This is a genomic window from Paraburkholderia caffeinitolerans (assembly GCF_902859945.1).
GTDB lineage: Bacteria > Pseudomonadota > Gammaproteobacteria > Burkholderiales > Burkholderiaceae > Paraburkholderia > Paraburkholderia caffeinitolerans.
The window spans coordinates 76,970-102,588 of sequence record NZ_CADIKL010000005.1 but is presented as its reverse complement, the minus strand read 5'-3'; the positions used below and the strand labels follow the sequence as shown (position 1 = coordinate 102,588).

General features: G+C 56.3%; 22 protein-coding genes and 1 pseudogene. 19 read left to right on the top strand and 4 right to left on the bottom strand.

What is annotated here, in order from left to right:
• Positions 1 to 784 precede the first annotated feature (784 nt).
• Positions 785 to 2,185 (top strand): amino acid permease, encoded by a 1,401-nt coding sequence (locus HV773_RS06440; protein ID WP_115783762.1) that lies wholly within the window; start codon positions 785 to 787, stop codon positions 2,183 to 2,185.
• A gap of 432 nt (positions 2,186 to 2,617) precedes the next feature.
• Here HV773_RS06440 and HV773_RS06435 read toward each other — a convergent pair whose 3' ends face one another.
• On the bottom strand, positions 2,618 to 3,358 hold the full coding sequence (locus HV773_RS06435) for a FadR/GntR family transcriptional regulator (protein ID WP_115783761.1): 741 nt from the start codon (positions 3,356 to 3,358) through the stop codon (positions 2,618 to 2,620).
• A 903-nt stretch (positions 3,359 to 4,261) separates the two neighbouring features.
• Between HV773_RS06435 and HV773_RS06430 the strand changes: the two genes are divergently transcribed.
• The 4 genes from HV773_RS06430 to HV773_RS36765 all read left to right on the top strand — a co-directional run bounded on the left by HV773_RS06430 (position 4,262) and on the right by HV773_RS36765 (position 7,998).
• The gene (locus HV773_RS06430; RefSeq protein WP_115783760.1) at positions 4,262 to 5,401 is read left to right on the top strand and encodes a branched-chain amino acid ABC transporter substrate-binding protein; all 1,140 of its coding nucleotides are present in this window, start codon (positions 4,262 to 4,264) and stop codon (positions 5,399 to 5,401) included.
• A 392-nt stretch (positions 5,402 to 5,793) separates the two neighbouring features.
• A complete protein-coding gene (locus tag HV773_RS06425) occupies positions 5,794 to 6,939 on the top strand; it encodes a porin (RefSeq protein WP_115783759.1) in 1,146 nt (381 codons plus the stop codon).
• Between the two features lie 650 nt (positions 6,940 to 7,589).
• Positions 7,590 to 7,742 (top strand): IS4/Tn5 family transposase DNA-binding protein, encoded by a 153-nt coding sequence (locus HV773_RS36770; protein ID WP_229758341.1) that lies wholly within the window; start codon positions 7,590 to 7,592, stop codon positions 7,740 to 7,742.
• Positions 7,681 to 7,998, top strand: coding sequence for a hypothetical protein (locus tag HV773_RS36765; protein WP_229758342.1), 318 nt, complete (start codon positions 7,681 to 7,683; stop codon positions 7,996 to 7,998). Before HV773_RS36770 ends, HV773_RS36765 begins: the two co-directional genes overlap by 62 nt.
• Before the next feature lie 99 nt (positions 7,999 to 8,097).
• Here the strand turns inward: HV773_RS36765 and HV773_RS06415 are convergent, their stop codons facing one another.
• The gene (locus tag HV773_RS06415) at positions 8,098 to 9,015 is read right to left on the bottom strand and encodes a LysR family transcriptional regulator (protein WP_115783758.1); all 918 of its coding nucleotides are present in this window, start codon (positions 9,013 to 9,015) and stop codon (positions 8,098 to 8,100) included.
• Between the two features lie 212 nt (positions 9,016 to 9,227).
• On the opposite strand from HV773_RS06415, the gene HV773_RS06410 reads away from it, so the two are divergent.
• The 6 genes from HV773_RS06410 (at position 9,228) to HV773_RS06385 (ending at position 15,505) form a co-directional block, all read left to right on the top strand.
• Entirely contained in the window at positions 9,228 to 10,028 is an 801-nt protein-coding gene (locus HV773_RS06410; RefSeq protein ID WP_115783757.1) for a carbon-nitrogen hydrolase family protein, read from the top strand.
• Between the two features lie 13 nt (positions 10,029 to 10,041).
• Positions 10,042 to 10,704 (top strand): RraA family protein, encoded by a 663-nt coding sequence (locus HV773_RS06405; RefSeq protein ID WP_115783756.1) that lies wholly within the window; start codon positions 10,042 to 10,044, stop codon positions 10,702 to 10,704.
• Positions 10,705 to 10,806: 102 nt separating this feature from the next.
• Positions 10,807 to 12,129, top strand: coding sequence for an MFS transporter (locus HV773_RS06400; protein WP_115783755.1), 1,323 nt, complete (start codon positions 10,807 to 10,809; stop codon positions 12,127 to 12,129).
• 62 nt (positions 12,130 to 12,191) lie between these two features.
• Positions 12,192 to 13,355 (top strand): porin, encoded by a 1,164-nt coding sequence (locus HV773_RS06395; RefSeq protein WP_115783754.1) that lies wholly within the window; start codon positions 12,192 to 12,194, stop codon positions 13,353 to 13,355.
• Positions 13,356 to 13,409: 54 nt separating this feature from the next.
• On the top strand, positions 13,410 to 14,180 hold the full coding sequence (locus HV773_RS06390) for an HpcH/HpaI aldolase family protein (protein ID WP_115783753.1): 771 nt from the start codon (positions 13,410 to 13,412) through the stop codon (positions 14,178 to 14,180).
• On the top strand, positions 14,177 to 15,505 hold the full coding sequence (locus tag HV773_RS06385) for an MFS transporter (protein WP_115783752.1): 1,329 nt from the start codon (positions 14,177 to 14,179) through the stop codon (positions 15,503 to 15,505). Before HV773_RS06390 ends, HV773_RS06385 begins: the two co-directional genes overlap by 4 nt.
• Before the next feature lie 292 nt (positions 15,506 to 15,797).
• Here HV773_RS06385 and HV773_RS37465 read toward each other — a convergent pair.
• A pseudogene (locus tag HV773_RS37465) lies at positions 15,798 to 15,927 on the bottom strand (IS3 family transposase); the annotation flags it as partial.
• A 260-nt stretch (positions 15,928 to 16,187) separates the two neighbouring features.
• On the opposite strand from HV773_RS37465, the gene HV773_RS06380 reads away from it, so the two are divergent.
• The 5 genes from HV773_RS06380 (at position 16,188) to HV773_RS06360 (ending at position 20,599) form a co-directional block, all read left to right on the top strand.
• Positions 16,188 to 17,078, top strand: coding sequence for a transporter substrate-binding domain-containing protein (locus HV773_RS06380; protein ID WP_115783751.1), 891 nt, complete (start codon positions 16,188 to 16,190; stop codon positions 17,076 to 17,078).
• 43 nt (positions 17,079 to 17,121) lie between these two features.
• The gene (locus HV773_RS06375; protein ID WP_115783750.1) at positions 17,122 to 17,847 is read left to right on the top strand and encodes an amino acid ABC transporter permease; all 726 of its coding nucleotides are present in this window, start codon (positions 17,122 to 17,124) and stop codon (positions 17,845 to 17,847) included.
• Between the two features lie 8 nt (positions 17,848 to 17,855).
• Positions 17,856 to 18,584, top strand: coding sequence for an amino acid ABC transporter permease (locus HV773_RS06370; RefSeq protein WP_115783749.1), 729 nt, complete (start codon positions 17,856 to 17,858; stop codon positions 18,582 to 18,584).
• Between the two features lie 32 nt (positions 18,585 to 18,616).
• On the top strand, positions 18,617 to 19,369 hold the full coding sequence (locus HV773_RS06365; RefSeq protein ID WP_115783748.1) for an amino acid ABC transporter ATP-binding protein: 753 nt from the start codon (positions 18,617 to 18,619) through the stop codon (positions 19,367 to 19,369).
• Positions 19,370 to 19,468: 99 nt separating this feature from the next.
• The gene (locus tag HV773_RS06360; RefSeq protein WP_115783747.1) at positions 19,469 to 20,599 is read left to right on the top strand and encodes an aminotransferase class V-fold PLP-dependent enzyme; all 1,131 of its coding nucleotides are present in this window, start codon (positions 19,469 to 19,471) and stop codon (positions 20,597 to 20,599) included.
• A gap of 86 nt (positions 20,600 to 20,685) precedes the next feature.
• Here HV773_RS06360 and HV773_RS06355 read toward each other — a convergent pair whose 3' ends face one another.
• Positions 20,686 to 21,591 (bottom strand): LysR family transcriptional regulator, encoded by a 906-nt coding sequence (locus HV773_RS06355; RefSeq protein ID WP_115783746.1) that lies wholly within the window; start codon positions 21,589 to 21,591, stop codon positions 20,686 to 20,688.
• A gap of 216 nt (positions 21,592 to 21,807) precedes the next feature.
• Here HV773_RS06355 and HV773_RS06350 point away from each other — a divergent pair, with 216 nt between their 5' ends.
• The 3 genes from HV773_RS06350 to HV773_RS06340 all read left to right on the top strand — a co-directional run bounded on the left by HV773_RS06350 (position 21,808) and on the right by HV773_RS06340 (position 25,618).
• Positions 21,808 to 22,698: an NAD(P)-dependent oxidoreductase gene (locus tag HV773_RS06350; protein ID WP_115783745.1), complete on the top strand. Its 891-nt coding sequence runs from the start codon at positions 21,808 to 21,810 to the stop codon at positions 22,696 to 22,698.
• Between the two features lie 35 nt (positions 22,699 to 22,733).
• Entirely contained in the window at positions 22,734 to 24,224 is a 1,491-nt protein-coding gene (locus HV773_RS06345) for an aldehyde dehydrogenase family protein (RefSeq protein WP_115783744.1), read from the top strand.
• 77 nt (positions 24,225 to 24,301) lie between these two features.
• Positions 24,302 to 25,618: an MFS transporter gene (locus HV773_RS06340; RefSeq protein ID WP_115783743.1), complete on the top strand. Its 1,317-nt coding sequence runs from the start codon at positions 24,302 to 24,304 to the stop codon at positions 25,616 to 25,618.
• Position 25,619: the final 1 nt, after the last annotated feature.

Below are 25,619 nucleotides of genomic sequence, written 5' to 3'. Positions count from 1 at the left end.
GCGACCTACTTTCCGCCGCGCATCGCAAAGGCGACCGTTTTGAGCCTTATTTAGATCGCACATACACGTGGCAATAGCGATCGCAAGTAGCAGTCGTCGATACTCACTGTACTCATTCTGGAGATTATTTGCATCGATGTCGGATTTTGGACAGCCTGACTGGTCCTCCGATTGGATGTCAATATATTGACGCTCAGTTCGAGCGAGAGAACCCGTGCTTAACCTATCTGAGCGACGGAAGGGGTCGAGAAAGATCGAGGGAGCACGGGTCGTGTCTGCCTGATCCAACTCGACTGGTTGCGACGCCATGGAAGACTACCGGCGACCAGTCGATAAGATCGACGCATAACGCGATACCACTGGAGAAACGTACGGACTATCTTATCCTCGAACGGCGCCACGCGTGTTGATGGCCCTGGGCAATTCACAGTGAACAGCAGATTGTTTCCTGCGTGGGCGTCAGCTTGAGGACGCCGTACGGTGGTACGGAGAGGATGCGCCGTCAGGGAGGTACGCGGCCAAAAATCTCTGGCGGGCAAGGGTGTGGCCGACCTGGTGCCATCGAGAACCAAAACGTCCGGATTAGTCGTGGTACTCCGGCAGGACGGATGTGTGTCGTCGTTGTTTTTGCTTGGACAAACAAGCGAGACGGTGGCCAGAGCACGATACGGACAGGCAGACCTTCGACCTCATTTCTCTCGAACCTCACATAGCAGTATCGACAATTCAGTATAGAAATGATCTGCCAATACATTTAACGTTTTACGAAATACAGAGACATGTGATGGACACTAGTGTTACACGCAATGATAGTACAACTGATTTGTATGAGGTTGATCGCCAAAGCCTTGAGCGCAAACTCGATAATCGACATGTGCAGCTTATTTCAATTGGAGGTGCGATTGGTACAGGGCTGTTTATGGGCTCCGGTAAGGTAATCGAGCTCGCAGGAACATCGATTGTTCTCGTCTATGCAATCATCGGATTTTTCCTGTTTTTTGTGATGCGAGCGATGGGCGAGCTCCTGCTGTCCGATTCGCGGGTTCGGTCATTCGCGGATATTGTTGGCATCTATCTTGGGCCTCGCGCCGGTTACGTACTGAGCTGGTCCTATTGGTTGAGCTGGAGTGTGGCAGTGATCGGCGACGTCGTTGTGGTCGCTGGCTACGTCCAGTATTGGTTTCCGAGTGTGCCTGCGTGGTTGCCAGCTCTTTTCACGATGGCGCTTCTTCTTGCACTGAACATGATGGCGGTAAGGATATTTGGCGAAGTGGAGTTCTGGTTGGCGATCGTAAAAATCGTGGCGATTGTGGCGCTGGTCACTACTGCACTTGTAATGATCGCAACGTCATTCACTTCGCCGAACGGTGTCGTCGCCTCGTTTTCGCATATGGCGGCCCCCGGCACAATATTTCCGCACGGCATTACCGGGTTCTTTGCTGGATTCCAGATTGCCATTTTCTCATTTGCTGGCACCGAGCTAATCGGAACGACAGCAGCAGAGGCCAAAGACCCCGAAAAGACTCTGCCGAAGGCGATCAATACGATCCCAGCGCGGATCCTTTTATTTTACGTCCTGTCGCTGGTGTGCATCATCAGCGTTGTGTCTTGGCAATACGTTCCATCCACTCGCAGTCCATTTGTCGAGCTGTTCAAACTCGCAGGTTTTCCTGCCGCTGCAAGTATCATTAACTTCGTCGTCTTGACCTCCGCAGCCTCATCCGCAAATAGCGGCGTCTATTCTGGTAGTCGAATGCTATTTGGTCTGGCGGCGTGGAAGAACGCGCCAGTAGCGTTCGGCCGACTATCTTCGAACGGCGTGCCGGTTTTTAGCCTGATTTTCTCAGGTATGTGCATGCTTGTGGGATTGTTGCTTCTGGTCATCATCCCCGAGGTGATGACCGTCTTCACCCTAGTTTCGACCGTCTCAGCGATTCTCGTGATCTTCACCTGGTCAATGATTCTCGCCGCTTACATCTCCTACACGCGAAAATGTCCGGACGTTCACCGTCTGTCACGCTTCCGCAGCCCTGGCGGTGCAGCTGCCGCTGTGGTTACACTCGTTTTTCTTCTTCTTGTATTGTGCTTGCTCGCGATTAGAGCTGACACGCGCGCTGCGCTTCTCGTCTCGCCGCTTTGGTTCATATTCGTCTGGGCTTCTTATCGATGGAAGCGAAGTCGTTAGACTTCTACTGAACAAACATCTCATCGTCGAATTGGTAGACTCAGTGCGTGATTGGGGGAGCGTCCCGTCCGTGAATGGCGAGCTTTGCTGGCTTCGCATTCGAGAAGTGGTCGTGCACATGGCTCCGTAGCCACCGACGATCTCGGTCAGCGCTTTGTCAACTGCACGTGCCGGCAATCTCCGACGGAATTGAGTTCGGCAGCGCCCTGTCGTGCAGAAGGATGCCGGACCTGCCAAACAAAGGTATTGCTGCTCGGTGCGATTGGACGCGTGTGCGCGGAAGCAATGGTTTGCAAGCGGAAGCGCTGAAGCTACACGCTACGCTGTCTTCTCATTAAACGGTTGAACCCGGGCATTGCAGGCGACAGGGGCGGTGTTGCCGCGCCTGCTGCCTGGCGCACCGAGATGGGTCATCTGCGTCACGTGGTAGCGTCAATTGTTGGTGGTCTGCCTCGACATCATCAAGCTGACACACCAGTCGAACGTCGATTCGACGTGGGCGATAAGTTCCCGCCTTGCACCGTCGGCGTCCCTCTCGACGATGGCTGAAACGAGGGAATCATGATGCATGGAGCGAGTGTTTCCTACAAGCGAGGGAGTGGTCAGCGGTAGGATAATGGAGTTAAGTTGCTCCTGAATATGGATCTCTTGGCGCACCAGATCTGCCGACTTGGACGCCTCTGCAATCAGTGTATGCAAGCGAGCGTCTGCCAGTCGCCGGAGAGAGACGTCCGATGAGCATTTGGAGAATTCTTCGGCAGCGGATTGTATGTTTGAAAAGTCTCGTTGATTTCCGCGCTCCGCAGCGAGATAGCATGCTTCCCCGGAAATTGCTCGACGCCAGTCCGTCAGGCTACGTAGTTCCTGCTTGGTCATTATGTTGGACTTGGCGGCTTTCCGTAGTTTCTCCCCGATGTCACTCGCGACAAAGGTGCCGCCGTATCGCCCACGAGTCGTGACCAATAGGCCCATCTCTCTAAGTGACGCAAGCGCGTTGCGTAGCGTCATCGGTGCGACTCGCAGCACCCGGGCCAACTCGTCCTCGCGTGGCAGTTGGTCGCCCGCCTTCAACTCGCCCGCGATGATCGCCTCAGTGAGTCGGCGCACGATTGCCTCGGGCGCGCTCAACCCGCTGATCGGGGTAAGTCCCGACACAAAAAGTTGTTGAACCATAAGCTTTAAATGTTAGAGTTTTAAACATAGGACAGCAATGCTACGTTCATGATACAGAAAGCAGGGCTGGATGATATACGACAATCGCGCGTGCTGGTTTCCGGCTCGTTTGCTTCTACCTCCGCGAGACCGCGACTCAACACGGCGCCAAAGATGATGGTTACAGATGAGGCTTGCAATGACACCCTTCGGTTCCGCTGGCAGGTCAGAGCAGAGTGCGAGGATGCCCAAGGCGCTCGCGCTGCAGTGCGGTGTCTGCGCGAACGTCTGCTCCCATCCCGATACGCGCCAGATTATGGCGACATGGGCGCTATGCAATTGAATTCAACAGCGGTCTGCGTTTGAGGCACTCATTCTGGCCTGTTCAAAAAACTCTCCATCAATTTTATTAGTATAACGAAACAAGAAGATGAAAAATTTAGTCTGACTCCACCGCGTATTGCTGTTTCAGATTTTTGGGAGGCGAGGTCTCCGCAATCAACGTGTGGTTTTCATGTCAGAGCTCTTGCACAGTGAAACCGAGCGGGAAAGGCGGTGTTGGCTGGGGGAGTGTTCCACACGCAATTCCGGACTGAGACTTGAAGTATAGGTGTCACTGGTAGTCCAGCTTACAGATTAGGCACCAGACGAGAATACGGGAATCAAGAAAACGTTAGTTGAATGTTTGGCTCCGTCCCGCATCAGTAGGAGCGCGCGACGCTGTTCTCCGTCTCGCTGAAAAGCGGCGATTCGGGAGGTTCTCGGGGTCGCGCGAGATTTTCTGAGCCTCTGAGGCGCGATTCTAGGCGAGTCACAAGTGGGCTGCACTTGGTCTGGGTGACTTACATCCTCTGAGGTCATCGCAAGGTGTACCCAAATTTCATTGTTGTACCGTAGTTTCCCCAATCTTTGGAGAAAATTGGAATGAGTATTTCTAGAAACAAGTATCAACTCGCATCTGTGGTGATTAGTGTTGTGATTTCTAATCCCGCGTGGAGTGACGAAGTCGTTCTGATCGGGAACGTCGCGCCCACAACCGGTAGCATCGCCCACTTGGGGAAGGATCAGGAAAATGGCGCGCTCATGGCAGTAGAGGAGATCAATAGTAAAGGTCTCGTGATTCAAGGCAAAAAGGTTTTGCTTCGTCTTGACTCACAGGACGATGCGGGTGATCCGCGTATCGCAACGCAGGTCGCGCAGAAGCTAGTTGACGAACACGTAGTCGCGATTGTCGGCCATGGAACGTCGGGCACATCGATTCCCGCATCGAAGATCTACAGCGACGCCCATATCGTCCAGATTTCGCCGTCCGCAACAAATCCTACCTACACGCAACAAGGCTTCAAGACGACCTACCGAGTGGTTGCCACCGATGCGCAGCAAGGACCAGCGCTTGCGAAGTATGCGGCGACCACATTGAAGTTGAAGACCGTCGCGATCGTCGACGATGCAACTGCGTATGGACAAGGGCTGGCTCGGGAATTCGAAAACGCCGCTCAATCGCTGGGACTGAAGATCGTTTCACGTGACGCGACCAACGACAAAGCGATCGACTTCCGTGCAATTCTGACAAAAATTAAAGGCGAAAACCCCGATGCAATTATGTTCGGTGGGATGGATGCGACAGGGGGGGCCTTCGCCAAGCAAGCGAGGCAGCTAGGCATGCATGCAAGGGTTCTGGCCGGAGACGGAGTATGTACGGAGGCCTTGTCCGAGTTAGCGGGTCCCGCAACGGATAACGTCATCTGCTCGTCGCCTGGAATCTCACTTGGAAAAATGTCTGGTGGCGCTGAATTTGCGGCAAAGTATCAGAAGCGCTTCGGTATACCGGTTGTCTCATATGCCCCTTACTCCTACGACGCCGTGAACGTCGTAGTCAAAGCCATGAAAAGCGCTGATTCGACAAATCCGGAAAAAATCCTCGCAGCTATGCAAGGTACTGATTATAAGGGCGTTACCGGTCCGATTGCGTTTGATCCGAGGGGTGACTTGCTCCACGGAGTAGTCTCAATATTCAATTATAAAAACGGAAAAAAGACGTTGCTCGACGAAATTCGCATGTAACTTATTCGTGACACACAGTCGAAGTCCCATGTGCGCCTTAGACAACTATCTTTGGCGAACGCATGTCGACTTACGGAGGGCTAGACCAGCCGTTTCGGATGTCAGTCAGGTAGGGACTTCAACTAACGACGCGACTTAGAAACAAGACGATCAAGCTGCCATTCTGGCCGCTTTCACAGCAAATCTTGGGCGATGGAGTGACTAGTGCGAATCACTTGACAACTGAAAGGTTGTCGGGCTGTGGTGTATTCATAATGAAGCCTGCTATAGATATTAGTTAAAAAAGATAATTAGGTTTATGTATGTAATACGATAATCGCTAATTTGTTAGAAGTACTATATACGATTAGTGCCAATTTAAATATATAAAAAATTATTGTTTGGAGATGAAAATGATAAATATCAGACTGTCGGTCATTCCGTTTGCGCTTGTCTGTGCCATCAATACGGCATATGGCCAGAGCAGTGTCGCGTTGTATGGTGTGATCGACGATTCGTTGCAATTCGTGCACAACACGACTGACAACAAAGGCAGCGACGCGAACTTTATTGGTATGGCGGGTGGCAACCTGCAGGGCCCGCGGTGGGGACTCAAAGGCGCAGAAGACCTTGGTGGTGGCTTAAGGGCAATTTTCCAGTTGGAGAGCGGGTTCAACCCGAACACAGGTAGGCTCAATCAAGGCGGTCGCCAGTTCGGTCGCCAGGCGTTCGTTGGGCTCGCGAGTGACCATTGGGGCACCGTGACCGTTGGCCGCCAGTACGACCCGGTCGTTGACCAAGTTCAGCAATTCACCGCTGACAACTACTGGGGCTCTACATTTTCGACGCCTAGCGATGTCGATAACAACGATAACAGCTCGCGTACAAACAATGCAGTCAAGTACACGTCGCAAACATACGCGGGCTTCCAGGTCGAAGCCATGTATGCGTTCGGCGGGGTTGCAGGTTCAACTGGATCGGGGCAGACATGGTCGGGAGCGGCTAGCTACTCTAATGGCCCTTTTAGCCTCGCCGCAGGTTACCTTCGCATGGACAATGCGGGCTCGGCAGCGTCTCGGAATGGGAGCTGGAGTGCCGGTGCAACGTCGGACGGTACGTTCAATTCGATTAACCTGCCGTACCAATCGGCGATGTCAATCCGCATCGTCTCAATTGCAGGCCAGTACGTGAGCGGCCCGTTCACTGCTGGTTTGCGGTATAGCAATGCCCAGTACAAGCCTGATGCATTCTCGACGTTCAGCTTCACCGAGCACTACGACGTTGGTGCAGGTTTTGTGAGCTATCAACTGACGGCGGCTACGCTGCTGGGCCTGGGTTACACATTCACTCATGCTTCGGGGAACGGACCGTCGGCTTCGTACAACCAGGTTTCGCTCGGCGCTGACTATAGTGTGTCCAAACGTACGGACGTTTATGTTGTCGGTGCATATCAGCGTGCGTCCGGCACCGGCGCGACAGCCACGGTGGCCGACTACGACTACCCATCGGGGTCGCGCTCGCAGGAAATCGCCAGCCTAGGTATCCGTCACAGGTTCTGATCAAAGAGTGGTGCCCTTTGGGCTACAAGGCTGCGACGAATCCAAGCGCCGGCACAAGCCATGGGTTTGCTTTCGGGTCCGACATTGGCGAGTTCCAAGGAGGATGCGAATCCCGTAGGGGTCGCGGCGGCAGCATCGCGATGTGCCGCCGCCGCGCTGTGAGAACTATATGATCACTACTCGGTCCATTTCGATGTCCCTTCTCACATGCATGGTCATCTGGATGCCATCTGGCCGATCCGGCCGTAATAGGTCGTCACTGAGGCTGAGTGGGACCAGGATCCCAAGCTCTTCGTCGAAAGTGCTCCTACGACGGGCGATAAGGCGATCCGCGACCACGCGCAAAGCCTGAACGGTTTAGCGCTGCGTAGGGAGTTTACGTTTTACACAGGATGGCACGTCGAAAGGTTGCGTCGGCAGTCGAATGTGATGACTAGACAGGTTGGACCTGAACTCGCTAAACCTGAATGTGCATAAGAGCCCTTAGCTCGTGACGCCAATGAGGGGCGAGTCAGCGGATTTCATAGGGATCCGCAGTGACTGTATCGGCTGCAATAAGGCCCCACATCTTCGTGAGCGGCGTGATGGATGATCGCTTGTAAACAGTCTGCGTCGATGTTGATTTCGGCCCATTCTGTTCGCAACGGCAGTTGCAATTCGTCAACGAGAACGAGACGGGTGACTGGGCAAGTGCCGAATTCGGGGAGGCGAATCTGGGTGATGCACGCCTGGCGCAGCGCCTTGTTGCGCTGGCTCGCCGACTCGCGTGCAGTCCGCAACGGTTGGTTTCCACAATCGCTTAAGCCAGCCTACTGTTTCTTCGATAATACGCAGGTCGACAAGGACGGCATCCTCGCGCCCCATATTGCGCAAACGCTCGATCGCATGAGGCAGGTGCCGATCGTGCTGGCGGTTCAGGACACAACGGAGTTCAACCTGTCTCATCTGCAAGCGACTGAGCGTTTGGGTCGCGGCACCGGCAACCATGAGCAAGGCTTCATGATGCCCAGCCTGCTGGCGATCACGCCGAGGGGCTTGCCGTTAGCGTGCTTGGGATGAAGACCTGGGTGCGCCCCGAAGAGAAGTTCGGCGAGCGGGCCCCTGCGGTTACGCGCCGTGTTACGACAGAGCGATGAAAAAAGAGTGGCACCTGGCGACTCACGGAACCCAAGCAACTCGAGAAGTTTCCTGCCGACAGTAGTCATGTGCTGCAGCGCTGACTAGGTCGGCAATGAGTCCGGGTAGCGAAGTCTCCGGCGCGTCGACATACGCAAGATGGAAAGCGAACGCGGGAAATGGTTGGATCACGTCGAGCTTCAGGAGCTTGCCGCTCGTTATCTCGTCTTTCACGATTGCTTCCGGGAGAACTGCCACCCCCAATCCATCGCTGACCAGCTTGACAATTGTGGCAACGGAATTGGACGTATAAACACGCATTGCCTGGAAGACGTCTCGGCGAAAATAGCCTCGCATTGTTTCATGCGGGTCGGAGCCTTTTGGAAATGAAATGATGGGATGGCTGACCAGAACGTCTAGATCGATCGGCGTTTCTGCGTTAGGAAAGGATGGACCCGCGATCCAGGTTGCAGACAGGTTGAACATGGGGCGACTGACAATGTCTGTTCCGTGAACCGGACCCATGAGCAAGGCCAGATGCAGCTTGCTCTCTGTCAGTTGCCGTGCGAGGTTGATGCTCGTATCAGCATGTAACTCGAAATTGACGTTTGGGTAGGTCGTATTCAATCGGTCCACGATCAGCGGAAGGAGCGTGAACGCGATTGCGTCGATCACGCCAATTCGAATCGTTCCCCGTGCGTGTTCAAGTCCATTCAATTGGAGCCGAAACTTGGCAGCGGCTCTTAGTAGTTCGTCGGCGCCCGTGAGCGCGCGTTCACCTTGCACTGTCAGGCTCGTGTCCCTACCGCTTCTTTGGAACAGCTTTATGCCCAGCTCTTGTTCCAGTGCCGCTATTCGAGCTGAAATCGTCGCCTGGCTCAGGTTCAATTTCTCTGCCGCTAAACGAAAGCTATTAAGGCGGGCCGCCCAAACGAAGGTTTCGAGAAAACGCAGGTTCATGACACGCCAAAATTAAGCAAGTGATCAATAAAGGGTTAAGGCACGCACGTCCGGTCTGCTCGCGTACCCCGAAAACGTCCGACTCGGCACTTTTTAGATTGTACCGTGGGGCACTGATCGGAAAAATTTGAGAATTTGAATAGATTTTCTCGTTTTACGGGGAAGATCAAAGGCGGGAGGATAGCAACACATCATCCCAACAGAGAACCGCCATGAAAATTGCTGCAATCCAAATGAATTCACAAGACGACAAGGACGCCAATTGCGCAGAAGCTGAGCGCCTGGTGCGTGCCGCGGCCGCGGACGGAGCAACACTGATCGTGCTGCCTGAATACTTCGCCTGCCTGAGCGCAAGCGATTCCCTCCAACGGGAAAGCGGCGAGCCGTTTCCGCAAGGGGGCATTTTCCACCGCTTCTCCGCGCTGGCGCGGGAACTGAAGGTCACGCTCCACGCAGGAAGCGTGGTTGAAAGCGAGGGCGCCGCCCGATACAACACCACCGCTGTCTTCGGCCCGACCGGTGAGGTCATCGCAAAATACCGGAAGATCCATCTGTTCGACGTCGAAGTTCCGGGCGGTATCACCTATCTCGAGTCGTCGCGGGTCGGGCGCGGTACGGAAATCGTGACCTATGAAGTCGACGGTCAGAAAGTCGGCTGCGCGATCTGCTACGACATCCGTTTTCCGGAGCTGTTTAGAAAGCTGCGCGACGAAGGATGCGACATCATCGTGCTGCCGGCCGCCTTCACCCTGCAAACGGGCAAGGACCACTGGGAAGTGTTGTCGCGTGCTCGCGCTATCGAGACGCAAACCTATTTTGTGGCTTGCGGTCAGGTCTTCACGCATGGCAACGGCACGAAAGCGTGCTGGGGTCACAGCATGGTGATCGATCCTTGGGGCAGCGTGGTTGCACAGGCATCGGACCGCGTGGGATTCATCGTCGCAACGCTCGACGATGACTATACCGCGAGCGTTCGCCGCAATGTCCCCGTTGCCAGCCACCACGTACTGTGAAGAGGCAGCCACCATGTTCATCCTGAAAGATCTGCCTCGTCAAATTGATACCGAAACCCTCCAATTATTGGCGCAAGCTGAAACGGCTACGATTGGGCACGTGCAACACAGTGGCTTCGTCGATCCGGCGATCCGCGCGGTGTTGCCCGAGCGTCGTGTCGCGGGGACGGCTGTTACTCTGCGAATCCCGGGGGCTGACTCGACCTTGCTGCATTACATCCTGCCGCATCTACGCCCAGGAGATTTTGTCGTTATCGAGCGTTGCGGGGATACGCGGCACGCCTGTTGGGGCGGCGTCGTGACCAATACTGCGAAGCGCGCAGGTGTCGCGGGCGCCGTGATCGATGGAGTCGCGACCGATTTCTCGGAAATCCGGCGCTGCGAAATGCCCGTGTGGTGCCGTGGACCATCGCCGATCACCACGAAGATCCTTGGCCTCGAAGGCGCCTTCAACGTGCCGATCAGCGTAGGCGGGCAGTCCGTGAATCCGGGAGACGCCATTCTCGCCGATGAAAGCGGGGTCGTGGTGCTCGAAGCGGGGCGCGCTGCGCAGATCGGCCGCATGGCGCTCGATATGCAGCAGGCGGAACTGTTGCTTCTGGAACGGCTTGCAAAGGGCGAGCGGCTTCCCGATATCTCCGGAGCCACCGCCCTCGTCGATACGCGTAGAGGCTAGCCCAAGAAACACCACCACCCGATCGCTCCCGTGGCCCAGTGGCGGTAACCATCGACGCATTGCACGACGCTCATTCCCATTCATCTGCATCTAGGCGGGAAAATGTCTGATTCGAAATTGAGTTCACTTGCTGCCGGACTTCGTTGCGTAAGTTCTTCAGAGAATGAAGCCCGCATCTTCAAGAAGATCGCGCTTCGGATCATGCCTTTCCTTTTCCTGGTGTATGTCCTTTCGTATTTGGACCGGGTGAACATCGGCTACGCGAAGCTGCAGTTTGGCGCAGATCTGGGCTTCTCCGATCGGGTTTATGGCTTGGGCGCAGGGATATTCTTCATCGGGTATTTGTGCTTTGAAGTGCCCAGCAACGTGATGCTGAATCGCTTTGGCGCACGCGTGACGATTAGCCGGATCATGATCCTCTGGGGAGCGTTGTCCACCGGCATGATGTTCATTCACTCGTCCACCAGTTTCTACCTCATGCGGTTTCTTCTCGGTGTCGCTGAAGCCGGCTTGGTGCCGGGCGTCATTCTCTACCTGACATACTGGTTCCCGGCCGACATGCGGGCCCGCATGATCGCGATCTTCATGGCGGCAATCCCGGTGTCAGGAATCATTGGTGCGCCTCTGTCGGGCTTCGTCATGCGGACGTTCAACGGCACGCACGAACTGCGTGGCTGGCAATGGATGTTTTTGCTCGAAGGTATTCCGTCCGTTCTGGTCGGGATTTGGGCGTATTTCTATCTGGACAATCGGCCGAAAGACGCGCGCTGGCTGTCGGCCGAGGAGAGGTCCCTGGTCGCCATACGTGTCGATGCGCAAGTGCAGGTGCCGCACGGGATGTCCAATGGCATCGGTGCAGCGGTTCGCTCGCGTGTTTTCTGGTTGCTTACGTTCATCTACCTTTTCCTGATCGTGGGCAACGCTGGCTTCTCGTTCTGGCTTCCGCAGATCGTAATGGACCTGGGCGTAACCGATCTCGTCACGAACGGGCTGGTGACGGCCATCCCCTACCTAGTCGCCGGCATAGGCATGATCGCGGTCGGATATTCATCCGATAGGAGGGGAGAATGCAGATGGCACTACGCAATGGGTTCCGTCGCTGGCGCATTGGGCCTGTTCGTATGCGCGTTCTTCGCACACTCGCTGGTCGTGGCAGTCGCGGGGCTTGCCTTGTCGTACCTTGGCATTTTGTCGTGCTTCGGCGTCTTCTGGTCATCTGCCACGTCGATTCTGAAAAGTGAAGCGGCCGTGGTCGGTATCGCGTTGATCAATTCTATCTCGAGCGTGCCAAGTTACATCAGCCCGTTCGTGCTGGGCATTATTCGGGATGCGACTCATCACATCTCGGGGGGGCTCTATCTCATCGCGCTCTGCCTGCTGATCGGTGGCTTCCTCGCATTGCGACTGCCACGAATGCGCGTGTAGCCGTCGTGGAAAAAATCTTAGAAGAATGAATGCTTCACAAGTAATTAGGAATCCAAAATATAATGCGCTTATCGAATCTCGCTTTCAGGCAAGCCGCGCTTGCCGTTCTGGTGTCTGCGGGTATTGCCAATACGTCAGTTTTTGCTCAAAGCAGTGTCATCTTGTACGGCAGTATCGACAATGGTGTCGACTACACGAGCAACCGCGGCGGCAAGGCTTCCTATCAAGCGCTCAGTAGCGTCAAATGGGGGAGTCGGGTGGGTTTCACGGGCCGCGAGGATCTGGATGGGGGCATGGCCGCGATCTTCACGCTCGAAAATGGCTTCGATGGTTTTTCAGGTGCACTCGGCCAGGGCGGCCTGATGTTCGGAAGACAGGCGTTCGTCGGCCTCAGCAGCCGTTACGGAACGTTCACGGCAGGCCGTCAGTACGACTCGGTTGCGAACTACTTGGGTGCGCTGGCGACCTCTGATCAGTGGGCGGGCTACCCTGGCGCGCACCCGGGAGACTACGACAACGTGAACGATGCCTTTCGTGAAAACAACGCCTTCAAGTATGCAAGTCCGAATCTGAACGGCTTCACGTTCAACGGCCTGATCGCGCCGGGAGGAGTGGCGGGCAGTACGACGAAAAACAGAATCTTCAGCACGGGCGGCGGGTACACCGCGGGCGGATTCACCCTGAACGCCGCGTATCTAAACGTCAAAAATCCCGCGACAGCAGCTTATGGCGGCACCGTGACGCCCGTCACAGGTACAACCTATCTCAATCCGGTCACGAGCCCGGTTTATCGTGGATATGCATCGGCGCGGACCTATTCGGTGTTCGGTACTGCCACCAAATACACGTTTAAGGGAACGACTCTCGGTGCGATGTACACGTATACCAGTTTCGCCGACATCGTCACTACGTCGTCGACGCCGAACGCCGGGAGTGTGAAGTTTCATAACCTCGAGGTCAGCGTGATGCAGTACATCACGCCGTCCCTGATGGTGGACGCATCGTACGATTTCACAAAGGCAGAGCGTGCGCATTATCACCAGGTGAACGCCATGCTCGACTACTTCCTTTCGAAACGGACAGATGCGTATCTTCTGGCCGTTGCGCAGGACGCGAGCGGTATCGATTCGACGGGTACCACGGCGGTTGCGTCCATCAACGGACTGACTGCCTCGAGGTCCAGTCATCAGCTTTTCTTGCGCGCCGGCATCAACCACAAGTTCTGACGTGCCGCACGAGTTGGACTAACACCATCTTCCTTTTACTCAGTGGGGAATTCCATGAAAGACTTTGACCTGCGAATGCGTTCGGCTGTGTGGTTGTCCGGGCCAAATCTGGCCGCCGCGGAGATAGCGGCGATGATCGGATACCGGGCGGTGGTTCTGGATATCGAGCACGGAACCTTTGATCTCGCCGCACTGGAACGTTTCATTCCGGCGCTCAAGGGTCTCGAGCTGAAAGTGTTCGCGAAAGTGCTGGGTCCGTCTCGTGAACCGATCCAGCAAGCGTTGGATTTTGGCGCGGACGCGATCGTAATTCCGCACATAGAGGGTGCGGCTCACGCAGAGAAGATCTGCGCGTTCGCCAAGTTTCCTCCTGTAGGGGCGCGGAGCTTTGCTGGTGGCCGCACGGCGGGTTACGGCGGTTTTGACGACGAATGGCTGAAACGGCAAGATTGCGAGACTTTGTGTTTCGCCATGATCGAAGACGCGCAGGCGTTGGCGGAAGTCCGCGAGATTCTTGCGCTTCCTTCCGTAGATGGCGTATTCATCGGTCCGTCGGACTTGTCGTTGCGTCGTTCACGTGGCTCATACAAACGCATCGAAGGAGACTGGCAGGACCTGAAGGCCATTGCCGAAGCGGCGCACGAAGCGAATAAGCCGTGGATCCTGCCAGCATGGAGTGTTGAAGAAAAGGCTTTCGCCATCAAAAACGGCGCCTACAAGATGGTCCTAACGATGGAGCACGGTGCGCTTGCACTCGGCCTACGCACAGCCTGGGAGCAAACCGTTCAGCTCTTTGAGGAAGCGGCAGGGGCTGACGACAAATGAACTCGATCTCGAACGGTGCCGAAGACCTGTCCGCACCCGGCCGTACACGCTGGCTGATTGGTGGCTTGCTCGGCACCGGTGCGTTTGTCAATTACGTGGACCGCGTGAACCTGTCGATCGCCGCCCAACCGTTGGCGCATGCGCTGAACCTCGATCCGTCCCAGTTGGGGATTGTCTTTTCATCGTTTTTGTGGACCTATGCGCTTCTGCAAATACCCATAGGAGCGTTTATCGATAAGGTCGGCGTCAAGTGGGTGATGCGAATCGCCACGGTCATGTGGGGCGTTGCAACCTTTATGACCGCCGCAGCGGGCGGCCTGGGACTGCTGATCGTGGCCCGGTTGATCCTGGGCGTGGCTGAGACGCCGATGATTCCCGCCGCATGGAAGGCGACGGGCTACTGGTTTCCGAACAGTGAGCGAGGCATGTGCACGTCACTGCTAGACGGCGCGGCGAAGTTGTCGAATGTAATTGGCATTCCGGCGATGGCCTATGTGGTCAACCGCTGGGGTTGGCAGGCGGCGTTTCATCTCACCGGCATCGTAAGCGTAGGCTATGCAGTCTTGTTTTGGGCGCTGTACAGAAATCCCTCTGAAATGCGCTCGCGTGGCTTGCTGAGGGCCGCGGAGCATGAGTTTATTTTGGAGGGCGGAGCTCAGACCGAGCGTGCTTCGGAAAATTATCGCCCCACGAAGATTTCCTACTTGCTCACACAGCGCAAGACTTGGGGCCTTGCCCTGGGATACGCCAGTTACACGTACACCTACTACGTTCTGCTGACCTGGCTTCCGGGATTCCTCGCAAAACAACTAGGCCTAAACGTTCTTGCGAGCGGCATGTACACGACGATTCCCTGGATCGTGGCAGTAATCGCGGAGTTCGTGATCGGCGGCTGGCTGGTAGACCAGCTGATCATGCGAGGCAAGGAAGCAACCCAGGTGCGCCGGGCTGTTTTGGTAGGGAGCATGGTTTTATCGCTTGCCGTAGTTGGCGCGGCGTTCGCAACTTCACTGCAAATGGCGCTGGTGTTCCTGTCGCTAGGCGCTGCGGGACTCGCCATCACGGCGCCGACAGCGTCGAGCATTGTTGCACTGATCGCGCCTCAGGGAAGTGTGGCGGCGCTGGGCGGTATCGTGAATTGTATTGCCAATCTGATCGGCCTGTCTGCGCCGATCGTGACCGGGTTTGTGGCGCAGAAAACCGGAAGCTTCTCGGCTGCCTTCTTTATCTCCGGGGCGGTCGTGGTGTTGGGAATTCTAAGTTATATATTTTTGCTGGGACCCATCGAGAGAATAGAGAGCGCTGCGTGTTCCGGGATACAGTAGAGAGCCGGGGGCGTCTCGTAGCGCAGGGAGCGCATCAGCAGTTGTCGGGGCAGTGCTCAAGGCACGTTTTGTTTAACGAATGACAGTCTAGGATTCAGCATGAAAGTGGATTATGACAAGGACGCCGACCTCTCGCTCATCAGGGACGTTAGCTGGGCGTATCGTATGTGAAATCCGAAACCCACAGTTCGTGCGGCCAGTCGGCCTTGAATTGACGCTTGATCCGTCCAGCGGTTCGGGGATGGCCGTGCGTACTTGCTTGCTGCGATTCGCGCCGCGCTAACCTATTGCTTCATCCGCCGCTCGACTGTGCAACGTGCCATCGTGATACGTTCCCGGTTCATCTGCTTCCAGACCTTGTCCGCGCCGTAGCCTCGCATGTTGGACTGCAAGACACGCTTGGTTTGCGGTCGCAGATACTCCGCCGCATCTCACGGCGTAATGGCGGGCGCCCCTCGCGCTTCGCACGCGTGCGTTCTCCCCGTTCTCGCGGCATCCAGCACCAAAATAAACGAAACCTTTTCCTTCCTATTGGGAAAGAAAAGGTCATCTTTTTTTATTCTTTTTGGATGCCTACAGTTTTCCTGCACCCAGTCGTTCGGTGCGCATAAATCCACCTACGAATGCCGGCGCCGGGAGACATCGTTGCGCCAGTGAATACGCGACAACACAGGAGTTCGGAATGCTGTTCAGACTTTTCGTTCCAGCGGTTCTTCTCGTTGCGGGAAGTACGATGTTTTCGGTGCAGGCCAACGCCGCCGACACGCTCGCCAAAATCAAAAGCACTGGCGAAATACGGCTGGGAGTGCGGGATGCTTCTGTGCCGTTCTCGTACCTCGACCAGAACCAGAACTACGTCGGGTTCTCGGTCGACCTGTGTCACGCAGTGGTCGACAAACTGAAGCAGACCATGCCGGCGTTGAAGCTGACGAATGTTCCGGTCACTTCGGCCAATCGTATCGCGCTCGTGAACAACGGAAACGTCGACATTGAATGCGCGAGTACGGCGAACAGCCTTGACCGCCAAAAACAGGTCGGGTTCTCGGTCGGTACGTTTGTCAGCCATACGCGCTGGCTCGTGCAAGCAGATTCGGGCATCAAGTCGGCTGCTGATCTCAAGGGTAAGACTGTGGTTTACACCCAGGGCTCAAACGCTTTGGGTTTCGCGAAGGAAATCAGCGAGAAGAACAACCTCGACCTTAAGTTCATTCCGGCACATGACCACGGCGAGTCCATGCTCGTTCTGGAAAGCGGTCGCGCGGCTGCCTTCATCGAGGACGACATTCTCCTCGCCGCGAAGAAAGCTGACGCCAAGAACCCGGCTGCCTTTACGTTCCTCCCGGAATCATATAACTCGCTGGTCTACGGGTTGATGTTCGCGAAGGACGACCCCACCTTCAAGAAGACGGTCGACGACACATTGAAGTCGCTGATGGCTTCAGGTGAATTCAACAAGATCTACGCTAAATGGTTCGAAGACCCGATTCCTCCGCGCGGAATCAAACTGAACTTCCCGATGAGCGATGACCTGAAGGTGCGCGTCAAGGCTCCAAGCGACAAGTTGCCTTCATAAATCTGTGCGGAGCAGCAGCGCTGCTCTTCAACTGGGGGCACCCATGCAACTCCTGTTCGAAACAACCGTCGACGGAAATCACTACTTCAACTGGTTGCTCTCAGGCCTTTATTGGACTTTGCTGCTCTGGTTCGGCGCCGCCGTCATCTCGGCGGCGCTCGGAGTGCTGGTTGGGTCGGGTCGGACATCGCGTAGCAAGATGCTCCGCACGTTAAGTCGCGCTTACGTTCAAGTATTCAGAAATGTCCCTCTGCTACTTCAGGCGTTTCTCTGGTACTTCGTTTTCCCTGAGATTTTGCCTGTCGGACTGGGACATGCAATCAAGCAGATGCCACCACCGTGGGCCAGCTTCGTGCCTGCACTGATTGCTGTCGGCTTGTACACCGGGGCGCGCGTCGCAGAGCAGATCCGCGCGGGGATTCAGTCGTTGGCTAAAGGACAGCGCGAGGCGGCAAATGCGCTGGGGCTGTCTAGCTTCACCACGTACGCATGCATTCTGGTACCCCAATCGCTACGAACAATGGCGCCTTCGCTTACCAGTGAGGCATTGGCGTTGCTCAAAAACACATCGGTTGCAATGACAATTGGGCTGCTGGACCTGACAGCGCAGGCACAGCAGATGAATGAGTTCACGTTCAGAACGTTCGAATCGTTCAGCGTCGTCACAGCGACGTACTTCGTCCTCTCCATAGTCATTTATGGCGCGGCTGAGATTGTCATGCGGCGGTTTTCCGTGAAATCGAACGTCGCAACGGTCAGCAAGGTATAGAGGCAGGCATGACTACGTATGACTTTGGCGCCATCCAGCGCGCACTCCCGTATCTCGGCGAGGGCATGGTGTTCACCCTCAAGCTCACTTTCCTCGCGTTTCTCGGCGGTCTCGCTATCGGAATAGTCCTCGCCGTGATTCGTCACATCAGGGTCCCGGTGCTCGACCGTATCGTCTGGGCTTACGTGACGGTCATGCGGTCAATTCCGCTCATCATGGTGCTGTTCTGGTTTTTCTTTCTTGTGCCGCTAGCGCTTCGCCATTTCTCTCCGGTGGGAATCTCGGTCTCGGTAAGTCCGCAACTGACGGCCTTCGTTACGTACACGCTTTTTGAGGCAGCCTACTTCTGCGAAATCATCCGCTCGGGTCTGCTGTCCGTGCCGAGAGGTCAATATGAGGGAGCGAAAGCTTTGGGTCTTTCGACCTGGCATGCGTATTCACTCGTCATCGTTCCACAGGCGCTTAAGGCGGTGATTCCAATCATGGTGACCCAGGCAATTATTCTGTTCCAGGACACGTCTCTTGTGTACGTCCTGTCGCTGACGGATTTTGTCGGGGCCGCCTCGAAGATTGCCCAGCGTGACGGCAAGCTTGTGGAGTTTTATACATTCGCAGCAGTCGTGTATTTCGTAATCTGCTCCGGTGTGGCGGAGCTTGCTGACTACCTTCGGGCGCGTCGCCAGGCAAAGAGCGAAACACGTATTCCGGCTCCGATCGTTGTCACCGCAGCCAACTGACTCCACCCAATCGCCCGTTACAGGGAGCAGAAATGAATGCAACCGATACCCCAGTCGTCGAACTCGTATCGCTAACCAAGCGCTTCGGGGCGCAAACAGTTCTCAACAGCGTCAACCTGAAGATTGGCGTTGGACAGAAAGTGGTGATTTGCGGACCATCGGGCTCCGGAAAATCTACGCTCATTCGTTGCATCAACGGGCTGGAGGACATTGACGGCGGAGAGGTCATTGTCCGGAACCCACAAACCGGCGAGCGATACCAGAAGCCAGCAGATGTACGTCGCCATGTAGGCATGGTGTTTCAGAGTTTCAATCTGTTTCCGCACTACACTGTGCTCAAAAACTGCATGCTCGCGCCCGTAAAAGTGAACGGAGTAAGCAAGGATGAGGCAAGAGAAATCGCGACTCGGTTGCTCACCAAGGTCCGCGTAGCAAATCAGGCGGGAAAATATCCTCCCCAACTCTCGGGAGGTCAGCAACAGCGAGTGGCCATCGCACGGGCCTTATGCATGAGTCCGAGTGTCATGCTCTTTGATGAACCGACATCGGCGTTGGACCCAGAGATGGTCAAAGAGGTTCTCGACACGATGGTTGCTTTGGCGACGGAGGGTATGACCATGCTTTGTGTCACCCACGAAATGTCGTTTGCACGGAGAGTTGCCGACCGAATCATCTTCGTTGACGGCGGCCGCATCCTTGTCGACGCCTCGCCGGACGAATTCTTCAGCGACGCAGCTCATCCGCGTGTACGCGAATTTCTTGGTCAGGTGTTGGCACACGCCTAAATGAAACCCCGGCCACCGACGAGCGTTTTCGTGGCGCAGGCCTTCCCGTAACCATCTTCCAATTGCAGCGCCCGTTCAGGCGCGCAACGATGAATGCTCATGACACTCCTCGATAACGCAGCAATCAGGGCAGATTTTCCTGCGGCAAGCAAAATGCTCTATCTGGACTCGGCACATCAGACGCCACTTGGCGTGACCGCAAAGGTGGCAGTCGAAGACTTTCTCGCAGAAAGCTTTGAGATGGCAGGCCCAAAGCCGAAATGGCTGGCCCGGGTTGAACAGGTGCGGGGGGGCCTGGCGTCATTCATTGGAGCATCTCCTGACGAAATCGCATACACTAAGAACACGTCGGAAGGCCTCAACATCGCAGCCAATGCGATTGATTTCAACGCTGGCGACAACGTCTTGCTGATTGAAGGCGACCATCCCAACAACGCCTATACGTGGCTGAATTTGCGTCGTAAAGGTGTCGAGGTGCGGTTCGTCAAATTATCTGGAGAGGTTGCGAATGCCCAGACTTTCGCTCCCTACGTCGACTGCAAAACGCGAGCGATATCGCTTTCGCACGTGACCTTTCACGCCGGGCAGCGACATGACATCCGGTCTATCGGACAGCTTTGCAAAGAGAATGCTCTTTATCTCGTTGTCGATGCAATGCAGTCGGTCGGAGTCTTGCCGCTTGACGTCAAAGACCTTGGGGTTTCGATTCTGGCGGCCGGATGCCACAAAGGACTGCTGGTGCCCCAAGGGCTTGGGTTCCTTTACGTCGATTCAAGCCTCGAAAGCCTTGAGCCCGTGTATCTCGCCACGGCTGGGCTCGCGAATCCGCCGGCCGATTTCATAGCACGTCCCGATGATGTCGCTCTGCGAGCAGGGGCTGGTCGATTCGAGCTCGGCAACTTCAACCTGCCAGGGATTCATGCGCTGGGCGCTACGTTGAGTTTGCTCGATAGCATCGGCGTCGACAACATTGAGGCGCACGTCCTCAGACTCGGGGACAGACTTATCGAGCATCTCGATGACCTTCGCATCCGACTTGTCGGGCCACGGAATGCGACGGAGCGTGCGCACATTTACACGATGGCGCTCTCGCCTGACTGGTTGGCGTATCTCTCGGAGAACAATGTCCGCGTATCGCCAGAGCGAGATGGCATCAGAATTTCGTTCGGCATTTTCAACGACGAAACAGACGTTGACGCTGTCGCAGAAATCATCCGAAAACGCCTCTAAGCGTCGGAAATGCCCCGCTCGTATTGAGCGCAAAGGCACTCAACTGGTCGCCTGGTCTTGTGATGGGACCGGCACGGGTTTGGCCTTCACTCGGACGGTTCAGCGGCCAACGTTAGAGCATCGAGAACTGCCGCGATAGCGGGCCGCTTTGCGGTCCCGCGTGGCAAGGCAATGAATACGCGCCTGTTCAACACGGGGTCAATTGGAATGACAGAGAAGTCGGGGTCTTTCTCTGCCTGCCGCAGGGCGAGCCGTGGCAACACAGCGACGGCACAGCCGGTCCGGACCATTTCCAGTGTGACTGCCGTATTGCGGCTGCTTGTCGTCACTTTCGGGGTGAACCCGCCTGCATAGCAGGCGTTCAGAAGGAACGTGTGGTACGTCGCCGCCGACTGATTCAACGCCCAGCGTTCGTGCGCGAGGTCCGATAACGCAATGGATTTTCGTCCAGCAAGCTTGTGCTTCGACGATACAACCGCATCAAAGTGGTCAACACATAAAGGATGAAACTCAAGGGCGCTTGCGAGTGCTTCGGCGCTCACGAGGTCATCCACGATGGCGAGGTCGGTCTGCTTGGCCGCGGCCGCTCTCAGGCCTTCGGATGGCTCCAGTTCGGTAAAGATGACGTTCAACTGAGGGTGCTGCTCAAGTAGTCGGCTGATGGCGACCGGCACGACACTGCTCGCCAGCGACCCGAATGCCGACATTCGCACCTCGCCACTGACTTCCACATTCGCGGCAGCGACCTCGGACTCAATATCCGCAACCATTTCGAACAAGCCAGTCGCTCTTGCCACCAAACGCCGTCCGGCAGGCGTCAGTTGGACGCCGCGACCTGACCGCTCGATTAGAACCGTCTCGAGTTCCTCTTCCAGTTGGGCGAGCTGTTGAGAAACGGCTGGCCGCGTGAGACGGACCGCTTCCGCGACCGCCGAAATCGTTCCAAGGACCGACAACTCATGCAACAGATGAAGGCGGCTGAGGTTGAGCATCCCGCACTCCTACAAGGATATGGAGCGAATGGTAAGCGAAACTTACTCATAGGGTCAAAAAGTGTCGTCTTTTTTTTCTGAATTTGTCTTCCTATAGTCACATCACCGGCACGCAATTTCTGGTCGAAACAAGGGAAAACCCTTGACTGACAATGACTTAGGTGTTGCGCGTTTTGCCCGGCTTAACCAATCAGATTCCAGTTGGAGGAAGCTCAAATGAAGGTTGCATTTATCGGAGTGGGACGCATGGGTGGCCGTATGGCAGCCCGTCTGGTCGCAGCGGGTCATCAGGTGCGCGTGTTCGACCCTAGCCAGGCAGCCGTTGACGCTCTCGCATCGAAGGGTGCAATCGCCGCGAAGAGCCCTGCCGACGCAGCACAAGACGCAGAACGCATTCTCCTCAGCCTGCCGAGCCCGAAGACGCTGCGCGATGCGGTGACTGGCGAAACCGGTGTTCTGCAGACGGCAGCCGAAGGCGCAATCATTGTCGACTTCAGCACCGTCGACCCGGCGACGACCAAAGAGGTTGCTGCTGCAGCCGCAGCAAAGAAAGTTAGCTTCGTCGATTCGCCCGTGAGCGGCGGCGTTGCAGGCGCCGAGAACGGCAAGCTAGTTCTGATGGTCGGTGGCTCGCCCGAAGTAATCGAAAAACTGAACGCGATTTTCGAAGTTCTGGCCGGCCGCGTCGTGCATTGCGGCGATACGGGCGCGGGTCAGCTTACGAAACTAAGCCACAACCTGCTCACGGCAATCAATACCGTCGCCCTAGGTGAAGTGCTTACTGCCAGCGTCAAGGCAGGCGCGAAGCTCGACGTGCTGTGCGACGTCCTGACGGCTGGCCTCGCCGGTAGCAAGATGCTCGACTACCTGCCGAAGACGCTGTTCACCGAGCAGCGCCCGGCCAACTTCGCCATCGACCTCATGCACAAAGACATCAAATTGTGCCTCGACGAATTCTCGAATCTTCCGATGCCGCTCGGCCAACTCGTGCTGCAAACCTACAACGCGGCTCGCGCAAAGGGTCTCGGCGGTAAGGATTCGACCAGCGTGAATGAAATCTACGAAGAGCTGCTTGGCGTGCGCCTTAGCCTGCCCGCCGCCCTGTAAGTCAATTGAACACCAAAGGAAATAACGTGAATTCCATGACCGACAACGTATCCGCCGAAATCGTCGTTCCGAAGGCGGGCATTACCGGCCTGCTGATTAACAACGAGTGGCGCACCCCCGCAAAGGGCAAGACCCTTGATGTCGAAAATCCGTCGCGCCGCACGAAGATTGTCTCCATCGGTGCGAGCGACGAAGAAGACGTCAAGGCGGCCGTTACCGCAGCGAGTGCTGCTTTCCCGGCATGGCGTCGCTTGGCATCGCGTGCACGCGGCGCCCTCCTGATTGAACTGGGCAATCGCGTTACCGCCAACGCTGAAGAAATCGCTCGAGTTCTCGCTGCGGAAAGCGGCAATGCGCTGCGCACCCAAAGCCGCCCGGAAGTTCTGGGTGCCGCTGAAGTGTTGCGTTACTACGGCGGTGTCATCGCTGAACAAAAGGGTGAAACACTACCGCTCGGTCCGGGTCTCTTCAGCTACACGACGCGTGAGCCGCTCGGCGTCGTCGGCGCCATTATCCCGTGGAATTCACCGGTTGTCCTGGCGGCCGTGAAAATCGGCATGGCGCTTGGCACTGGCAACACGCTGGTTCTGAAGCCGGCCGAAGACGCGCCGCTTGCTGTTATCAAAATTGCCGAACTCGCGACCGGTCTGTTCCCGGCGGGCGTGTTCAACGTGGTAACTGGCACGGGTATCGATGCCGGCGCGCCGCTCGCGGCGCATCCGAATGTCGCGAAGGTTTCGTTCACCGGTTCGCTGGAAGTCGGCAAACTGGTCGGTCACGCAGTTGCAGACCGTATCGGTCACGCAACGCTTGAACTCGGCGGCAAGAGCCCGTGCATCGTCTATCCGGATGCGGCGACCCCGGAACATATCGACTCGACGGTCACCGGCATCATCAATGCGATGCGCTTCGCCCGCCAGGGTCAGTCCTGTACCGCTGGCTCGCGGTTGTACGTCCACGAAAGCGTCTGGGACCAGGTGATGACCAAAGTGGTCGCCAAAGTGAAGGAGCTGAAAATTGGCGACTCACTGGACGAATCGAGCGACATCGGCGCAATCATCAGCGCCGAACGTTACTCGGAAGTTCGCGCATTCATCGAAGAAGCCATCAACAACGGCGCGAAGGTTCTGACAGGCGCGCTGCCGCCGACGGTCGAAGAAGCCAAAGGCTTCTTCCCTGAGCCCGTGATTTTCACTGGCGTCGACAACAGCTGGCGCGTGTGCCGCGAAGAGGTCTTCGGCCCGGTTCTGGTGGCATTGCCCTGGAAGGACGACGAGGAGGTGTTGCAATGGGCGAACGACTCCGTCTATGGCCTCGCTGCGTATGTCTTCACAAATGACCTGACCACGGCGCTGCGCGTCACGGAACAAATCGACGCGGGCTGGTTGCAGGTCAATCGCGCTGGCGGCCAGATTCCGGGTATGTCGTACGGTGGCGCGAAGCAGAGCGGCATCGGTGCCGAGTATTCCATTGAAGGCGCACTGGAAGCGTACACGTCGCGAAAGAGCGTAACCATCAACGTGTAACCGCTGCAGATAAGGTAGCCCGGCGACCGACCGGGTGACCACCACACCTTTACTGGGCAACAGGTTGGGAGTTAATCATGAGCGCAAATCTGGCAGCAACGGCTTCGGACGAAGCTAAGGAGGCTCGAAGCGTTTCGACGCGAGCAGCATTCAGTTCGTTCATTGGCACGACGGTCGAATGGTACGACTATTTTCTGTACGGTACAGCCGCAGCACTGGTATTTCCGAAAGTCTTCTTTAATGACTTAACCCCGGAGCTGGCAACGCTTGCTTCGATGGCTTCCTTCGCCGTTGCATTCGTGCTGCGCCCGCTCGGAGGTATGGTCATCGGTCACTTCGGTGACCAGATGGGCCGCAAAAAGATGCTGGTCTTCACCCTGCTTGTCATGGGGATTTGCACCGCCGGCATCGGTTTTCTGCCCTCGTACAACTCGGCGGGTCACTGGAGCCCGGCGCTTCTGATTCTCCTGCGCGTCATCCAGGGTTTCGCTTTGGGTGGCGAATGGGGTGGCGCAGCACTGATGTCAGTCGAGCACGCGCCAGAGGGGCGCAGAGGACTTTTCGGAAGCACTATGCAAATGGGTGTACCGGCCGGCTTGCTGGTGTCTACCGGAGCATTCGCTCTCGTTTCTGCGTTGCCGGACCAGCAGTTCTTCGCATGGGGATGGCGATTGCCGTTCATCTTCAGCCTCGCCCTGCTGGCAGTCGGGATGTACATCCGCTTGCAGGTGTCGGAGCCGCCAGCATTCGAGAAGGTCAAAGAGTCGGGCAACGTCTCGCGCGCCCCGCTGCTTGAAGTGTGGAAGAACGAAAAGAAGAAGACCGTCATCATGGTGTTCTTCCAGACCGTGGCGAATGTCGGCTACTTCCTCATCACCGTTTATGCGTTGACGTACATCACAGGAACACTACATCTGCCGCGAAGCGTCGCATCGACGGGCCTACTCATTGCAGCCGCAGTTGACCTCTTCATGCAACCCTTCTTCGGATGGCTTTCGGACAAGGTTGGCCGGCGAGTCGTCTACGGGTTTGGTGCCATTTTCTTTGCGCTCTACGCATTTCCGCTGTTCTGGCTTCTCGATACTGCGAACCCGGCACTTATCACGGTCGGACTTGCTTTGGGCCTTGGCATCGGCCACGCGTCCACCGGCTCGCTGCACGGCGTTATTTACGCTGAGCAGTACCCGACTCGTTACCGGTTCAGCGGTTCGTCGACCGCGTATCAGCTCTCCGGAATTATCTCCAGTGCGCCGACGCCATTGATTGCCGCGTGGCTCGTGGCGCGAAGTGGCAACTCCATGTCGGTCTCGTGGTACGTGGTGTTGGCGGCAATCATCTCACTGGTCTGCGTCCTTCTGGTGAAGGAGACATATCGTGAGCCTATCGACCGTTAAA

Bases quoted from the DNA above. Each gene is read 5' to 3' on its own strand.
- HV773_RS06440 (WP_115783762.1), top strand. From the start codon at position 785: ATGGACACTAGTGTTACACGCAATGATAGTACAACTGATTTGTATGAG.
- HV773_RS06435 (WP_115783761.1), bottom strand. From the start codon at position 3,358: ATGGTTCAACAACTTTTTGTGTCGGGACTTACCCCGATCAGCGGGTTG.
- HV773_RS06430 (WP_115783760.1), top strand. From the start codon at position 4,262: ATGAGTATTTCTAGAAACAAGTATCAACTCGCATCTGTGGTGATTAGT.
- HV773_RS06425 (WP_115783759.1), top strand. From the start codon at position 5,794: ATGATAAATATCAGACTGTCGGTCATTCCGTTTGCGCTTGTCTGTGCC.
- HV773_RS06415 (WP_115783758.1), bottom strand. From the start codon at position 9,015: ATGAACCTGCGTTTTCTCGAAACCTTCGTTTGGGCGGCCCGCCTTAAT.
- HV773_RS06410 (WP_115783757.1), top strand. From the start codon at position 9,228: ATGAAAATTGCTGCAATCCAAATGAATTCACAAGACGACAAGGACGCC.
- HV773_RS06405 (WP_115783756.1), top strand. From the start codon at position 10,042: ATGTTCATCCTGAAAGATCTGCCTCGTCAAATTGATACCGAAACCCTC.
- HV773_RS06400 (WP_115783755.1), top strand. From the start codon at position 10,807: ATGTCTGATTCGAAATTGAGTTCACTTGCTGCCGGACTTCGTTGCGTA.
- HV773_RS06395 (WP_115783754.1), top strand. From the start codon at position 12,192: ATGCGCTTATCGAATCTCGCTTTCAGGCAAGCCGCGCTTGCCGTTCTG.
- HV773_RS06390 (WP_115783753.1), top strand. From the start codon at position 13,410: ATGAAAGACTTTGACCTGCGAATGCGTTCGGCTGTGTGGTTGTCCGGG.
- HV773_RS06385 (WP_115783752.1), top strand. From the start codon at position 14,177: ATGAACTCGATCTCGAACGGTGCCGAAGACCTGTCCGCACCCGGCCGT.
- HV773_RS06380 (WP_115783751.1), top strand. From the start codon at position 16,188: ATGCTGTTCAGACTTTTCGTTCCAGCGGTTCTTCTCGTTGCGGGAAGT.
- HV773_RS06375 (WP_115783750.1), top strand. From the start codon at position 17,122: ATGCAACTCCTGTTCGAAACAACCGTCGACGGAAATCACTACTTCAAC.
- HV773_RS06370 (WP_115783749.1), top strand. From the start codon at position 17,856: ATGACTACGTATGACTTTGGCGCCATCCAGCGCGCACTCCCGTATCTC.
- HV773_RS06365 (WP_115783748.1), top strand. From the start codon at position 18,617: ATGAATGCAACCGATACCCCAGTCGTCGAACTCGTATCGCTAACCAAG.
- HV773_RS06360 (WP_115783747.1), top strand. From the start codon at position 19,469: ATGACACTCCTCGATAACGCAGCAATCAGGGCAGATTTTCCTGCGGCA.
- HV773_RS06355 (WP_115783746.1), bottom strand. From the start codon at position 21,591: ATGCTCAACCTCAGCCGCCTTCATCTGTTGCATGAGTTGTCGGTCCTT.
- HV773_RS06350 (WP_115783745.1), top strand. From the start codon at position 21,808: ATGAAGGTTGCATTTATCGGAGTGGGACGCATGGGTGGCCGTATGGCA.
- HV773_RS06345 (WP_115783744.1), top strand. From the start codon at position 22,734: ATGACCGACAACGTATCCGCCGAAATCGTCGTTCCGAAGGCGGGCATT.
- HV773_RS06340 (WP_115783743.1), top strand. From the start codon at position 24,302: ATGAGCGCAAATCTGGCAGCAACGGCTTCGGACGAAGCTAAGGAGGCT.